Annotated in this window: 12 protein-coding genes; 4 read left to right on the top strand and 8 right to left on the bottom strand. The window is 60.9% G+C overall.

Annotated features, from left to right (window positions below; translation table 11 throughout):
- Positions 1-42: 42 nt before the first annotated feature.
- Positions 43-645 carry a DUF6680 family protein gene (locus tag PSV40_RS06910; protein WP_300535952.1) on the bottom strand — a complete coding sequence of 201 codons (603 nt, stop codon included), beginning with the start codon at positions 643-645 and terminating at the stop codon, positions 43-45.
- A gap of 160 nt (positions 646-805) precedes the next feature.
- Positions 806-1705, bottom strand: coding sequence for a LysR family transcriptional regulator (locus tag PSV40_RS06905; protein ID WP_300535949.1), 900 nt, complete (start codon positions 1703-1705; stop codon positions 806-808).
- Between the two features lie 107 nt (positions 1706-1812).
- On the opposite strand from PSV40_RS06905, the gene PSV40_RS06900 reads away from it, so the two are divergent.
- A complete protein-coding gene (locus PSV40_RS06900; protein ID WP_300535946.1) occupies positions 1813-2559 on the top strand; it encodes a sulfite exporter TauE/SafE family protein in 747 nt (248 codons plus the stop codon).
- Between the two features lie 107 nt (positions 2560-2666).
- On the opposite strand, the gene PSV40_RS06895 is transcribed toward PSV40_RS06900, so the two are convergent.
- Positions 2667-3422, bottom strand: coding sequence for a hypothetical protein (locus PSV40_RS06895; protein ID WP_300535954.1), 756 nt, complete (start codon positions 3420-3422; stop codon positions 2667-2669).
- A 377-nt stretch (positions 3423-3799) separates the two neighbouring features.
- Between PSV40_RS06895 and PSV40_RS06890 the strand changes: the two genes are divergently transcribed.
- The gene (locus PSV40_RS06890) at positions 3800-6601 is read left to right on the top strand and encodes an ATP-binding protein (RefSeq protein ID WP_300535943.1); all 2802 of its coding nucleotides are present in this window, start codon (positions 3800-3802) and stop codon (positions 6599-6601) included.
- Between the two features lie 143 nt (positions 6602-6744).
- Here PSV40_RS06890 and PSV40_RS06885 read toward each other — a convergent pair whose 3' ends face one another.
- Positions 6745-7641 carry an acyltransferase gene (locus PSV40_RS06885; protein WP_300535941.1) on the bottom strand — a complete coding sequence of 299 codons (897 nt, stop codon included), beginning with the start codon at positions 7639-7641 and terminating at the stop codon, positions 6745-6747.
- A 603-nt stretch (positions 7642-8244) separates the two neighbouring features.
- On the bottom strand, positions 8245-8853 hold the full coding sequence (locus PSV40_RS06880; protein WP_300535939.1) for an HD domain-containing phosphohydrolase: 609 nt from the start codon (positions 8851-8853) through the stop codon (positions 8245-8247).
- 408 nt (positions 8854-9261) lie between these two features.
- On the opposite strand from PSV40_RS06880, the gene PSV40_RS22825 reads away from it, so the two are divergent.
- Both PSV40_RS22825 and PSV40_RS22820 read left to right on the top strand, forming a co-directional pair.
- Positions 9262-9936 carry a hypothetical protein gene (locus PSV40_RS22825; protein ID WP_366914970.1) on the top strand — a complete coding sequence of 225 codons (675 nt, stop codon included), beginning with the start codon at positions 9262-9264 and terminating at the stop codon, positions 9934-9936.
- A gap of 6 nt (positions 9937-9942) precedes the next feature.
- Complete coding sequence (locus PSV40_RS22820) at positions 9943-10392, top strand: HAMP domain-containing sensor histidine kinase (RefSeq protein ID WP_366914969.1); 450 nt, start codon at positions 9943-9945, stop codon at positions 10390-10392.
- 418 nt (positions 10393-10810) lie between these two features.
- On the opposite strand, the gene PSV40_RS06870 is transcribed toward PSV40_RS22820, so the two are convergent.
- From PSV40_RS06870 to PSV40_RS06860, 3 genes are all read right to left on the bottom strand, one after another.
- Complete coding sequence (locus tag PSV40_RS06870) at positions 10811-12925, bottom strand: HlyD family efflux transporter periplasmic adaptor subunit (protein ID WP_300535937.1); 2115 nt, start codon at positions 12923-12925, stop codon at positions 10811-10813.
- 3 nt (positions 12926-12928) lie between these two features.
- On the bottom strand, positions 12929-14320 hold the full coding sequence (locus tag PSV40_RS06865) for an HlyD family efflux transporter periplasmic adaptor subunit (RefSeq protein ID WP_300535935.1): 1392 nt from the start codon (positions 14318-14320) through the stop codon (positions 12929-12931).
- The coding region (locus tag PSV40_RS06860) for a putative Ig domain-containing protein (RefSeq protein WP_300535932.1) at positions 14320-15446 on the bottom strand (1127 nt) is incomplete at its 5' end. The genes PSV40_RS06865 and PSV40_RS06860, both read right to left, overlap by 1 nt.

Genomic DNA, 15446 nt, shown 5'->3' with positions numbered 1-15446 from the left:
GCCCAAACCTCGGGCAGGCAATCTCGCCTCACACACAGAAATTCAGACACCCCCCTTCAGAGCGTTTTTACCGTCTAGCATATCTATCAACCCTTTTCTAATCTTCTCACCCTCAACGGCAGCCTGTGGTGCAACGGGAAAACCTACTACATCCATCTTTAGTGGGCGTTCTCCCTGTAGCAATGAAATTACACCTTCTCGTACCAGTTGGTTTTCATTTTCAATTCTGGAATGAGCTACGGGAGAATAGATGCCTTTTTTAATGTGCACCTCATCAAAGTTGTAGCCCAGCGTCCTTCCCATTTGCAAAAGCAACTGAGCGAGTAGATCACCTCTTTTTTCCTCCCATGCTGGCCCTCGAACAACGTTGTCTTCTGTGGGATAGCTGCCCAAATGATCGAGAAGAATTTTCCAGGCTGTTCGCACTACTTCGTACGCTTTTCCTTGAAACTCCAGATCAATCGAATTGAGCGCCTGTACGTGTGCAGGGGAGACACCTGCAGCGCGTGTGCTCATGAGAGTCTTATAAATCCAAAGTTTTTTATTTCCATCATCGCGTTTACGCTCAAGTAATTTTTGTGTCTGCACTGCAAGCAGTGGCGCCATCAGCGTAGTAAAAATAAGTACCCAGTCCGCAAAAGTCATGTCACTCTCCAATTTGAGTAGTTATGCCGAAACCATAAATGTATCTACCGCTAGTAATTGGCAGTAAGTTGCACAGTATCGAATCGTCCAAAATGGATTATTTTTCAGTGACTCACCACTTCTGCAGGTAAGCCACTCATCATGAACAGACTTTGGCGAGCTATTTCCCGCCGCCAACGGTCATCTTCAAGAATTCAAACAGCCGCCCAGCCGGCTGCGACTCCACCAGATCCACCGGTGCACACAACACCAGCGATCGCTTGGCCCAGGCATCCGAAATAGGCCGCACCGTCAGCCGCCTGCTGCTGACGTCCTTCCCCAACACAGCAGCCGGCACCACCGCCGCGCCTACGCCCTGCTCCACCAAGGTACACATCGCCTCAAAGCTGCCGAGGTTGGCGCGAACACGCATGGGCTTGCCGAGCTGGGCCGCCTGCAGGCTCAGGTAAGTGTGCAAGGCGCTCGAAGCGCTGTAGCCCACCAGCTCAAGATCGAGCACCTGTTCAAAAGCCACCGAGCGGCTACGCGCCAGCGCGTGCCCGCGCGGCAACACGAGCACCAGTGGGTCTTTGCAGAAGAAGGCGGTTTGCAGCCCGGTCATGTCTTCTGCATCCGAAGCAATGCCCATGTCGGTGGCGCCTTGCCTCACGGCCTGCACGGTGAGGGGGCTGGCGCTTTCTTCCACCACGGTGTCGATCGACGGGTGTTCTCGAAGAAAGGCCGCCAGCAGCGGCGGCAGGTGTTGCACCAGGGCCGAGGTGTTGCACATGAGGTGGATTTTTCCGAGGGCGCCGCGGCCATGCAGGGCCAGTTCGCCGCGCAGTTGCGCCATCTGCGCCAGCACGGCGTGGGCGTGGCGCAGCAGTGCTTCGCCGGCCGCCGTGGGCCGCACACCGCGTGAATGGCGCAGCAGCAGCGCCACACCGGCCTGCTCTTCCATGCCGCGCAGGCGTGCGCTGGCGGCGGCCAGCGTGAGGTGCGAGCGGCTGGCGGCGGCCGTCATGCTGCCGGCCTCGCAGGCGTGCACAAAAAGCTGAAGGTCGGTCCAGTCGAAACGCATCTCGGTCACCGGTGGCTACACACAGCGCTGAGCCTACCTCAAGCAAAGACAGATGGTCAGGGCGGCGATATCGGGCCACACTGCAATCCCACATTTGAGGAGCAGGCATGTTTGTCCCCGACGTCCACGAGTTCATGCTGGTGAGTTTTGTCTTTCTCGCAGCGGGCGGCGTCAAGGGCGTGCTGGGCATGGGCCTGCCGACGGTGGCCATGGGTCTGCTGGGGCTGATGATGCCGGTGGCCGAAGGCGCGGCCCTGCTCGTGCTGCCTGCGCTGGTGACCAACCTGTGGCAGATGTCGCGCGGCGGGCACCTGCGGGCGCTAGTCAAGCGGCTGTGGCCCATGATGGCGGGCGTCTGCCTGGGCGTCTGGCTGGGGCGCGGCTGGATGGCCACACCGGGCGGGCACGCGATGCTGTGGCTGGGCCTGAGCCTGGTCGCCTATGCGCTGGCCATGCTGGCGGGCTTGCGCCTGCCGCCACCCAGGCCGCAGCGGGAAGCGGGCCTGTCCGGCCTCATCGGCACGCTGACCGGCCTGCTGACGGCGGCGACCGGCGTGTTTGTGCTGCCGGCCGTGCCCTGGCTGCAGGCGCTGGGGCTGAAGAAGGACGAGCTGACGCAGGCGCTGGGCTTGTCGTTCACGGTCTCCACACTCGCGCTGGCCGGGGCGCTGGCCGGCAGCCGCCACCTGAATGCCGACTCGGCTGCGCAGTCATTGCTGATGCTGCTGCCTGCGATGCTGGGCATGTGGCTGGGCCAGAACCTGCGCGACGACCTGAGCCAGGACGGCTTCCGTGCTTGCTTCCTGGGCGGGTTGCTGGTGCTGGGCGGCTGGCTGGTGTGGCAGGGCTGGTGACGCCCGAATGCTCTTTATTTGATAGCTGCTTGCGCCCGTTGCATAAGGGCTGGAGGCCCATTTAACTCATAAAAACAGATGAGAGGCAAACCCGCTGTGCAGACGGCTCACCGGCTTTGCCCGGCCAGCTGCGCCTTGAGGGCGGCGTTTTCCGCCATCAGTTCGCTGATGGTCTGCCTGAGCCGTGCAATCACACCCTCGGGCGATTCGGGTTCGGTGCGTGCCACGGCGCGGGTTGCGCGCACCTGACGGGCGGCCTGCTGCAGTTCCTTGCGGCCGCCGGCGGCGGCGGCCACCTGGGCTTCGACCGGCAGCGAGGCCACGGTGGCCGCGGCGTTGATGGAAATCGCACCGGACTTCACCGCCGCCATGAGTTCGGGGGCGGCCGACTTCTGGATCTTCTCGATCTGGCTGATGGTGTTGCTGCTGATGCGGGCCGCCTTGGCCACCGCGTCGCGCGTCAGCAGGGGTTCGGGTGCCGGGGTCGGGGCGTCTGGTGCCTGGCCAGACGCAGGAGGCACATCGACCGACGTTTGCGCGCGTGCGGCCAGGATGTCTTTTTTGCGCAGAGCCAGCACGCCGCGCTGGAAGTCAGACACGCTGCGCCGCCCCAGGTGCTGGTCAATCATCCACAGGTGCACGTCGTCAATGGATTTGAAATGGCTGTTCTGCACGGTATGGAAAGGGATGCCGTGTTGGGTACAGATGCTGTGGCGGTTGTGGCCGTCCACCAGCACGTCGCCCCACAACACCAGCGCGTCACGGCAACCTTCGGCCAGCAGGCTGCGCTCCAGGGCCTCGCGTTCGTCGGCGGTCAGCGGATCGATGTAGGCAAGCAGTTCTTGGTTGACCGTGATGTTCATGGTGAATTCGTCAGGGATGGCTGGCAAAAAACGTCTCCATCCCTCCACGCATGAAGGGCTGGGTCGTCAAAAAAAAGGGAAGTCACGCGGCAGCAGCAGGGTGCGGCCCGGTGCATGACAGTCGGCGGGGGCAGACGGCAGGAAGCGCCCCGGGCAAGATCATAACGAGGACCAGCCGCCGGCCGGACGCAGACGCGCCCGGGAAGAAGCGGGCCCAAATATGAAGCCGGCGCTTTTCCTGACACGCTTTTGCGCGTGAAGGCACTGCACAGATGCGACAACGCTGGATAATCAAGGCATTGACACGGAGAGAGAACCCCTTGTTTACATTGCGTCAAGACCGCCGGATCTGCCTCATCGGCGGGATCATCCTTCTGGTGGCAAATCTGGCAGCAGGTATCGCCGTGTATGCCGTCATGGAGCGACAGACAGCGTCTGTTCTCAGCCGCGGCCTGCAGGCAGCGCTGCAAAGCAATGCCCGCTTGTTTGAAAGCCAGATCAACCAGGCCCTGACCGACGCGCGCACCGTGGCGACGCGTCCTTTCCTGGTGCAAAACCTGCGGGTTCTCGGGGCTGCGCCGGACGATGCCGCGGCAACGCTGGCGATGCAGCAGGCCGCCACCTCGTTTCTGCCCACCGGTTTCAATGGTTTGTCCTTTCATGATGCGCGGGGTCGTGAAGTGGCCCGCGCCGGCAGTTTTTCGCGCAGTGACGAGCAACACGTGGTGCTGAGCCAGAAGGACCGCGCTTTCCTGGTCTGGAACGGCAAGTTCATTGTTCAGACGCGCCTGGACATTCTCGACCCCCAGGGTCTTCGCGTGGGCGAGGTCAAGACGGAGACCGCCCTGCCCTTGTTGACCCGGGTCTTTGGCGATGTGGCCGCCATCGGCCAGAGTGCCGAATTCGCGGTCTGCGCGCCGCTGGACGACGGCGGCAAGGACATGAACTGTTTTCTGGGGCGCTTGTCCGGTACCGGGTTCAAGCGCGTTGCGCGGATTGTCGAGGGCCAGGCCCTGCCGATGAACCACGCCCTGCTCGGAAAGACCGGCATCATCGTCGCCCGGGACTACCGGCGCGAACAGGTGGTGGCGGCCTACGCGCCCATTGCGCCTTTCGCTTTCGGGATGGTGCTCAAGATCGACCAGAAGGAGCTGTACGCGCCCATCTACGCCCAACTCAAGTACATCCTGCCCCTGCTGGCGGGGCTGGCGATCGTTGGCATGCTGCTGCTTAATGTTCTGGTCGCGCCGCTTGTGCGCAAACTGGTTCACTCGGAAAAAGCCGCGCTTGAGGCCAATGCCCTGCTGCGCAACAGCGAAACGCAATTGCGCGACATCACCGACACCTTGCCGGCCCTGCTTTCCTACGTCGATGCGGATGGGCGCTTCCGCTTTCATAACCGGGCCTATGAAGAGGCGCTGGGGCTGTCCTCGGAGCAGATCGAGGGGAAACACCTGCGCGAAGTCCTGGGCGAAAAGATTTATCAAGCCACGATCCCCCAGGTTGAACAGGTCATGGCGGGTTATCCGGTGGTTTACGAGCGCACCCGGAACAACCCTCGCGGCGACCCACGTGACTATGTTGTCAACTACTTCCCGCGGTATGGCGACGGTGATGACGAGGGCCGGGTCATCGGCTTTTATTCGATGGCGACCGACGTCACCGAACTCAAGCGACTGGACCGCATCAAGAGCGAGTTCGTCTCCACCGTTAGCCATGAATTGCGCACACCGCTGACCTCCATTCGCGGCTCGCTGGGACTGATCGCCGGTGGCGTGGCCGGGCAGCTGCCCGACGCCGTCAAGTCGCTGGTGGAGATTGCCAAGAACAACTGCGAACGCCTGATACGCCTGATCAACGACATCCTGGACATCGAGAAGATCGAGTCCGGCAAGATGCAGCTCGACCTGCAGGTGCTGGCGCTCAAACCCCTGCTGGTGCAGGCGCTGGCGGCCAATGAAGGTTTTGGCGCCGCAAAAAACGTGCGGCTGCGCCTGGTTTGCCCCGACGAGACCCTGCTGGTCCACGCGGACAGCGACCGCCTGACCCAGGTGGTGACCAACCTGCTGTCCAATGCGATGAAGTTCTCACCGCCCGATGAGACGGTGGAAGTGCATGTGTCGCGCGCCGGCTTGGGCGTGCGGGTCGAGGTGCGCGACCACGGCCCCGGCATTCCCGACGAGTTCCGCAAGCGCATTTTCCAGAAGTTCTCGCAGGCCGACTCGTCCGACACGCGCCAGAACAGCGGCACCGGGTTGGGCCTGAATATTTCGAGGGCGATCATCGAACGCCTGGGTGGCAGCATGGGTTTCGAGAGTGAAGCCGGAACGGGCACCACCTTTTTCTTTGAGCTGCCGCAAGCGTCATGGTCACAACCTGACGACCAGCCCGTGGCAACACTCGCCGCCACCCAGCCGGCCGGCATCCGTCCGCGCATTCTCGTGTGCGAAGACGACCGCGACATTGCCCACGTGATCGGCCTGATGCTCGAAAAAGGCGGTTTTGACGTGGACCGGGCCTACACCGCCGCCATGGCACTGGCCTTTCTGGAGAAAAACAGCTACGCAGCGATGACGGTGGACCTGGGTCTGCCCGATCAGAGCGGGGTCACGCTGATCCGCACCTTGCGCGGGCAAGCGCACACGCGCGACTTGCCCATCGTCGTGGTGTCGGCCGCGGCCGCGGAAGGCCAGATCGAGTGCAACAGCCTGCCGCTGAACGTCTCGAACTGGCTGGACAAACCGATCAACGAGAACCAGCTGATCCTCGCACTTCGCCTTGCCATTGCCCGCATGGCCGAAGGCAAGCCGCGCATCCTGCATGTTGAGGACGACTTCGACATGCAGCGCATCACGGCCGCCATCGCCCAGGACTTCGCCGTCTTCGAGTTTGCCGCCTCGCCCGCGGAAGCGCGCGCGCGGCTGCGGGAGCAGCAATTCGACCTGGTGCTGCTGGACCTGGCCTTGCGTGGTGCTTCCGGCTGGGAGGTGCTGGCAGACATCGAGGCGCTGGACAAGCCGCCGCCGGTGGTGGTGTTCTCGGCCACGGCCCTGAACCGTGCCAAAGCCGCCCGGTTCGCTGCCGTGCTGGTCAAAGCCCAGACCTCGAACGCCGAAGTGCTGCAGACCCTGCAGCGCGTGCTCGCCGAGGCGCATCCGGCCGACCCGGCGCCGGCCTGAGCGAACCGTCCCGGCGTCAGGGTCTGTCGGGGGTTAGCGGATTTTCCGGGCGTCGAAAACTCCTGAATTGATAGCTGCCGGCGCCCGCCAGACAAGGGCTGGCGACCTATTTTACTTACAATCCCAATCTGAACCCTGGAATCTCAGCCCTGCTGGAGCAGCATGCCGATCTGCTGGTCCTTGCGCTCCCACAGGTCGCCGAGCCACTGCTGGAAACGCATGCGAAACACCGGATCGGCGGTGTAGTCGCCCTCGCTGAATTCCGGGGGAATTGGCAGTTGCTGCGCGCGCACGATGATTTTGGGCGCCTGGCCGCAGAGAAACTGCCAGAAGGAAGGCGCACCCGCGGGGTAGACGATGGTCACGTCGATCAGCGAGTGGAATTTTTCGCCCATGGCGTTGACCGCCAGCGCCAGCGCGCCGGCCTTGGGCTTGAGCAGGTGCCGGTAAGGCGAAGCCTGGGCGGCGTGTTTGGCGGGCGTGAAACGTGTGCCCTCGGCGAAGTTCATCACGCTGGTGGGCACCAACGCAAACTTCTCGCAGGCACGTTTGGTGGCTTCGCGGTCCTGCAGGCGGCGCTCGGGGTGTTTGCGCAGGTCGGCCTTGGTGTGGCGCTTCATGAAGGGAAAGTCCAGCGCCCACCAGGCCAGGCCGATGACCGGCACCCAGATCAGCTGCTGCTTGAGGAAAAACTTCAGCATGGGAATGCGCCGGTTCAGCACATGCTGCAGCACAAAAATGTCCACCCAGGACTGGTGGTTGGCATTGACCAGGTACCAGCCCTCGTAACGCAGCGCATTCACGCCGGCCACGTCCCACGCCGTGCGCTGGGTCAGCCGCATCCAGCCGCTGTTGCAGGCGATCCAGGCGGTGGCAATCGCGTTGAGCAGCGGGTCGATGCGCACACGCACCGCCTTGAAAGGCAGCACCAGCTTGACCAGCGACGCGGCGAACAGCAGCGTGCACCAGAACAGCGTGTTGATGACCAGCAGAAACAGCGCAATCACGCCGCGAAGAAAGGAAGGCAGAAGTCCGAGCATGGGCAGTTCAAAACTTGGATTCTCGCCTGCGCAGGCCAGCCCGGCCTTGTGGAAGGTCAAAGGCAGCGCAGTGGCGTTACTGGAATGCGCCGGAATGCTACCTATTTAATAGCTGGCTACGCCCGCCACATATGGGCTGGCGGCTGATTTTACTTGATAGCACGCCCCCCTTTCCACCCTACTTTGCTGTCATCCCGGGCTTGACCCGGGATCCATGCCGCAAGAACCTGCTGGCAAGGAAGTCCCACATGGATGGCGGATCGGGCCTGCCCCGGACTCCGATCCGGGGTCCGCAATGACAGACCAGGGAGCGCATCACACGCGCCGACCTTCTTGTCTGGCCCCCTGTCAGTCGCTGGTTTGACCTGGCAGGCTCCGGATCGGCTTGCAATTCAGGGCAGCCTCGTCTCGTCGTAGCAGCAGGATTGAATCTCAAGCACCGAGGCAATGTCTTCTGCCCGCATGGATCGTATGACAGCCGCCTGCTTCATCGCGCCTCCTGGTCTCCGCTTGTGCGGCTTAACGTTGGAAATGACCGACGGCCAACAAAGGGTGAAGCGGCGAAGCCGCGGAACGCTGCTGGGTGTCCACGTCGATTGATGGTCAGATTTTTGCCGCCTTGAATTTGCTGGATTCAATCACCTCGCAAAAGCCCCGCATCAGTTCTGGATCGTGTTTGCTGCCTGTTTCTTCATGGAGTTCAGTCATGATTTCCAGGTGCATTCGCGCGCGACGGTATGGCCTTGACACGGCCATCGCGTCGTAGCTGTCAGCGATGGAAATTATCCGGGAGCAAACTGGAATATTTTCGCCTGAAAGTTTGTCTGGATAGCCCAGACCGTTGTAATGCTCGTGGTGGTGACGAATCACCAGAGCTACCTGTTGTGAGCCCTCGAGTTCTGTTGCGCCCATTATTTTCTCTCCGATTTCGGAGTGCTGTTTCATTATTTCCCACTCAGCGTCGTCCAATTGAGAAGGCTTCAACAGGATGTGGTCGGGTATTCCGATCTTGCCTATGTCGTGAAACAAAGCGGCAATATTCAGAACATTCATCTCATTATTTGACATGCCAAAATATTCCCCAATTTGCGCAGAAAGACCTTGTACACGCTCGGAATGAAGGCGTGTCAAAAGATCACGGTAACCCAGCGCAACCGGCAAGGCCTTGGTGCACTTGAGAAGAGAATTGAAAATTGAGTCTTCCATTTCCATCTGATCACCTCTGAAAATCCGACCTTGATGCCGAGCCGACTGCGAAGACTTGCCTTAGGGAGTCGGGGCGCGCAGCTTGCGAAGCGTCACGATCAGCGCCCTGCATAGATGAAAGCCACTTCCTGACCATACAGCAAGCCGCAGCCGCGACGGTAAAGGCTCGCCGAATCGGCGTATGAAAATGTAATGACCGACCGGAGAACCGCGCCTAAAACTCGCCGCCCCCACGCACCGCCGGCCAGCGGCTCGCCCGGCAACCGCCTGTGGCATTCTGTGCGGTGTCGCACAGAACTTAAAGAAAGCCTCTGTTAACTTTGTGCCCAGGCAAACCGCCGTCAGGGCCGGGGAGGTTTTGGCGATCAGTTATGGCGCGCTCAGACGCCTCAACCACCAAAGGCAGTTCCTATGATGAGCGATTTCCTGGCTACCAACCGTGACGATCTGATCGAACGGTGCAAAGCCAAGGTTGCGCGAAGACCTCGGCGTGCCGCCACGCCCGAACAGCTCACAAACGGCATACCCATCTTTCTGAAGCAGCTGGAGAGAACGCTTCAGGCTGAAGAAGACGGCCAGCCCGAAAAGAGCCTCCGAATCTCTGGCGCATCCGGAGGAGATCAACCGAATCTGTCTGAAATGGGCGTGACCGCCACTGCGCATGGAAAGCAGCTCCTGGAGTTCGGGTTTTCCGTCGATCAGGTCGTTCATGATTACGGTGACCTTTGCCAGGCGATCACTGATCTGGCCTTCGAGCTGGAAGCGCCATTTGGCATCGAGGAATTCCGTACGTTGAACCGTTGCCTCGACAATGCGATAGCCGATGCGGTAACAGAGTTCAGCTTCCAGCGAGACGCCGCCATCGACCGCCAGCATGACGCCGAAAGCAATGAACGCATGGGGTTTCTGGTGCACGAGTTGCGGAATTCGCTTTCCACGGCGGTACTTGCACTCAGTGCCCTTGAACTGGGGACGCTCCCCATCTCTGGTGCCACGGGTGCCATACTGAAGAGAAGCCTGGCTGCCTTGAAGACCCTGATTGACCGGGCCTTCGACGACGTACGGGCAAAGGCCGGGTCACGAACCTAACTTCAGGTGTTTTCACTCGCTTCTTTTATAGAAGATGCCAGAAATGCCGCCTCACTTTATGCGCAGGCCCGCGACTGTGCGCTGACGGTCGCAGCCGTAGACCCCCTGCTGGGAATTTCTGTGAACCGGGACTTGATGCTGGCGGCGCTGGCCAATCTGCTTCAAAACGCGTTCAAGTTCACGCACCCATTTACCGAGGTCACGGTGCGAGCCTATGCCCTCGGGCCGCGCGTTCTAATCGACGTGAAAGACCATTGTGGAGGATTGCCTCATGGGGATGCCGAGAGGACGTTTGCCCCATTCTCCCAAGGCAGTGAAGACAGGTCAGGTCTGGGTCTCGGGCTTTCGATTGCCCGTCACTCTGTCGAAGACGCCGATGGCACGTTGAGCGTGCAGGATTTACCCGGCACCGGATGCATTTTCACGATCAACCTTCCGCGCCACACGCTGCAGTAGGCGAGACACGACGATGCCGGCGCGAGCGGCATCGGCCCAAGACTTCATCTGGTACAGCAGACAGACAGACAGACAGACAGACAGGCCGGCTCAATGCGATCGCGCGTACAGCACCACGCGCTCGACTTTGAGTGGGGTGATTTGCTGCAACAGGGTGCGGTCTTGGGGATAGCAAAACCAAACCCGTTTAGAGACTGGTTTGGCACCAAATTTGGTCAACATTATTCAACGAAGATTTTGGCCAAAATGCCGGTAAATACTCATTAGTACGCAGGAGGTGTCCACCACAGATCTTCTGAAAATTTTCATTGGCGACAAGGCATCGCCCTCATTGAAGGAATGGGATTTCCGGTCAAGCACAAGGTAATCACCGGCATGGCGCCTTGGTCAACACCCACAATCCCGTCTGTTGCCAGACTTAAAACCCGATTTCGCGCACCAGTACGGCGACCGCCTGGCGCAGATACGGCCAGGCGGGCGCCTCCCAATTGGAATGAATGGTGAGCTTGCCGCGCCAGGACAGCCCGCCCACAACAGCGAGTGCCGGGGAGTTGGACTCGACCAGCAGTGTGACCCGGTAGATGGCGCGTTCTGGCACCAGTTGGCCATTTTTTTCCCGGGTCAACAAGTGACCACCCAACTGGGCTGCCAATTCAGGGCGCGGCAGCACTCGCGTGGCATCGCTGTCTACAGTGGCCACTTTCAGCTGCAGGGCGGTACTCTGGCCCCCGTCGGTTATGAAGAGCGCTACGTCCCCGGGCTTCACGCGCTGCACCGCGGTTTCATCGAGCCATGTTTCCACCAGCCATCGGCCATCTTCCCGCACAAGAAGTCCTAGTTTTTCCTTGCGGGCAATCCACTGCCCCACTTCCAGGTCGGGATCCAGGTCACGCAGTTGCCCAGTAAACGGTGCTCGAGGCGCGTAATGGAGCAGTTCGGTCTCTACGCTTGCCAGCTCGGTCTGGGCTGTCGTCAGTGTTTCTTCATTCACCAGCAAACGGTTGCGCGCCTCTTCGCTGAAACCAGAGGCAGCAGCCTGCCATCGCAAACTGTCGACACGGGCCAGCATCGTGGCGCGGCGCATCTGCAAGTCATGCGCATGAAGGCGAAGCAGCACGCTGCCCTCTGTCACACGCGCTCCCTCCCGGAAGGGTAGCGCTTCCAGACGGGCTCCAGCAGGGGCATACAGCGGCCAAACTTCGGCGGGCCGCAAGATCCCGCTGGCAGTCACCCGACCCGGCCAGGGAACCATCAATAGCAGGATGAAGCCCAGGGCCAGTGCAGCACTGACGCGACTACGGCGCCGGCTGCGAATCACGGGCCATCGTTCACCCCAGGCCCGCAATTCACGTCGAATCGGCCACCACACGAACCACAGTATTTCCACTGCGAACAGCAGCACGCCCAGCAGCTTGAAGAAGAAGTAATACACCAGCAGTGCAATGCCCAAAAACAAAACCAACCGGTAAATCCACGTTGCCCAGGCAAACGCAATCAGACTTGCCCTGCGCGATGGCGACACGTGCTCCGGCGGCTCTTCGCCCAGGTTGAACAGCCGCTCGCGAAGTTGCCAACGGGCCAGGGCAAAACTTCGTTCATGCAAATTGGGCCAATCCAGCCAATCCGACAAAATGAAGTAGCCGTCAAACCGCATGAACGGGCTGGCGTTGATGGCCAACGTGGCCACCCAACTGATGGTAGCCAGGACAAAGGCGGCTGAGCGCAGGGCGCCATCAGGCAGCAGCGCCCACGCCAGCGTTGCCCAGGCCGCAATGATCAGTTCGGTGACGATACCGGCGCTTGCCACTTGCAAGCGCTGCAGGCGGTCCGTAAGCCGCCATGTGTCGTTGGTGTCGGTATAGGCCACTGGCCACATGACCAAAAACGCAACCCCCATGGTTGGCACCCGGCAGCCCAGGCGCTTGGCGGTGAAGGCGTGGCCAAGTTCGTGCAGCAACTTCACCACGAAAAGTGCCGCGCCGTAGGCTGCCAGGCCTTCCCAGTTAAAGGTGTCCACCAGCGAAGCGGTGAAACTTTCCCAGCGCCGCGCTACCTGTGATAAACCGAGCAGAAGTGCCCCCAGCGTGAGCCATGCGAAGGTGCGGGTAAAGAACAGACCAGCCACCCCCTGCCAGCGGCTCAGCCAGGCATCCGGGCGCAACAGCGGAACCCTAAAAAAAAGGTAATGGTGCAGCAGCCATTTCCACGCACTGCCCTCCATCTGGGCCAGGCGGCCAGCCAGTTGGCTGGCACTTTGCCGCCCCTCGGGCCGCACCAGCTGGTTGCCGCTCAAAAACTTCGCCACGCCCAACACGTCTGCGGCCTCCAATTGCAGCGCTGTAGCAGCTGACACGTCAGCCGCAATGACCGACGGATCATCGGCTGACCATCGTCGCAAAACTTCAAACGTGGGCCAGTCAATCCGGAAAAAAAGATTACGCACGGGGTCGTGCAAGGTCCAGCTGCTCTGGCCATCGGCCAATACCGGGCCAGGCAGCAAGGCCAGTTCTTCACGCAATCGCGGCAGGTTCATTGGCTATACACCCAGCGTCGCGCGGAGACTGGCCAGTGGGCGTCGAAATACCCAGTAAATCAGCGGTACCCGGGGTCCGTGCAGTTTTGCTGTGCCTTTCAAGCCGACACGGTGGTCCGTAGGCTCTGCCAATGATGCCCTCACACGGTAGGCATAACTGCCGTCAGGCCGCTGCACCGCGTCATGCGCCATGTACCGCAGCGTCGCGGACACCGGCGACAACGGGCTGGCGTTCAAGTAGAGGTCCACTGGTGCGCCGGGCGGTAGCGCAATCGCGTCTGCCAGCGGCAGCCAGGCTTCCACTTCAATATCTTTGGGGGCGGCTATCCGCATGATGCGTTCGCCCACTGCCACGGGGCGACCAATCCATTCGGTCGGGTCATCAAACAAGGCTACGCCGTCCCGCGGCGCCAACACGCGGGCACGGGTCAGCTGCTCTGTCAAAAAATTCACCTCTGTTCGTTTCTCGTCGATCTTGCCCGTGAGAAGTGATAACTGCGGCCGAAACTTGGCATCCGTTAAAGCTTGCTGGGATGTCTGGCGATATTCGGCCTCGGCAGTTATCAGGGTCTGATTCGCCACTTCAAGGCGACTCTGGATCAGCGCCTCGTCAAAGCCAAACAAGGGTTGATCCTTTTTAACCCGCTGGTTGGGCTGCACATGAAACACATCAACGACGCCGTCCAAAGGCGCCCTGATCACGACTGGATGCGCTGGCACCAATTCACCCGGAGCCAACACCGTCAGACGCACCGGCAATACCGCCACGACCGTTGCCAGCGCTGCCCACTGCCACCGGGGTTGCCTCCACCAGCGGCGGCCGGGCTTTGGTGCCAGACCAGCTTGAAATCCGTTGGATGCAGCCCGCCATGACCACAGGCGCGGCCGGTACAGCGCCCGAAACGCGTGCCACCAGGTGTCAACCCACTCCCGCAAAAAGGTTTGAGTTTCGGCTGGCCAGGGCGAATCGTCCACCAACAACAAACTGCAGGCCTTGCCACCGTTTGAGCCGGTGCTTTCAGCCGGCAACGCCAACCACAGCGCGTACTCGGGCCACCACTCAGCCCACTGCAGGGAAAGCTCGGGTGGCAAGTCAGCGGCCGTTAGCGTGCGGGTCAAATCGGCGGGCTGCACCGCAAGGTGTGCGCACACCCGCTCTAACCAGAGGGCATAAGGCGCATTGGCCTCCACCTGAATCAATCCTGACAGCGTGTACAGCCCCTCGTTGGGCAACCACAACGCCGCCTGCCGGTAAGGTGCCAGTGCAACACTGTCGTTCACCAGCAAAAAGCCCAGCTCACGCGCGCTGCCGGCACGCCGCGCCCGACGCGAAAGGTCAAGAAGCGTCGCCAGCGCCAGTACCGCGCCCGGCACGGACGAACTCGGCTCAGACATCAAACAGGAGCAGCTTGCCGCGATACAGCAGTTTCACGGCGAACCTGTTGCTTCTCTGCATTCGCCTTGGCGTCCTGCATGCGCACCAGTTCGCCCAGTGGTGACGACCGTTGGGCCGCCAGTTTGATCTGCTCACTCAGGCCACTGCGACCCTGGAGCTTCGGCTTGCCCTCTCCGATCGTGAGCGTGAAAATCGCGCTGGCCTCCCGGCCTTCGGCATCGGTCGCGGTCACCTTGATCTGCAACTCATCATTGAGGCCGGGCGGAGGAGTCACCTGAAAGGCACCTGTGCGGGCGTCAAACTGGATCAAGGTCGGCAGGTCCTGTCCATCGGCAAGTTTGGCAACAACTGTCACCGTGGCATCGGCCTTGGTATGAACAAACGTATCCGCTGGCAGAGCGAAACGGGTGGGTTGATTCGCCTCAATAAATTGATCTGTGATCCCGCGGAACACGGTAAGACTCGGCGTAGGTCCCTCATTCACCACAATCCGGAAGCCTGATGAACTCGTCAAAAAATCTCCCAGCGGAAGATTGGACCGGTCTATCGTGGCCAGCGAAAAGGCCGTTGTGACCAGAGCAGAACTGAAGTTTTCGAACGGTGGCGGTGGCGGTGGCGGTGGCGGTGGTGATGGCACAGGCACAGGCACAGGCACAGGCACAGGCGGTGGCGGTGGCGATGGCGGTGGCACTGGTGCCTTGTCGTTATCGGTGATGGTGGCCGTCCCGACGATGGTGGCATTGCTGGTGAGTGTCCCGGTAAGTGCCCCGGTAGATAGCAGGAATGTCTCCGATGTCTCAAAAACAGTATCGTCGGTCGTGCCCAGACGCAGTTGTAGTGAGGTCTGGCCAGCGGCAATGGTGACTGCTCCCGTCACAGTGGTCCAGGTCGTGCCGCCGTCGGTCGAAACTTCCAGGGTGTTGGCAGCAGAGGTGTCCGTGCCAATTGTTGCGGTGCCGTTGCTCAAAGACGGTGTGAAACTCACAGCCGTGGTCAAGACCTTGTCCAGACTGACGGTGAAGACCGCTTGTGCGCCCTCAACCACAGTGGGACTGCTCACGCTGATTGTTGGTCGGTCGTCATCGGGCGTCAAGGGTCCTGGTCCATCAGGGTCAGGACCGGTGC

This window comes from Polaromonas sp., assembly GCF_029945925.1.
In the GTDB taxonomy this organism is placed as follows: Bacteria; Pseudomonadota; Gammaproteobacteria; order Burkholderiales; family Burkholderiaceae_C; genus Polaromonas.
Note: the sequence above shows the minus strand (reverse complement) of the source record. Positions and strands in the feature narration are given on the sequence as shown.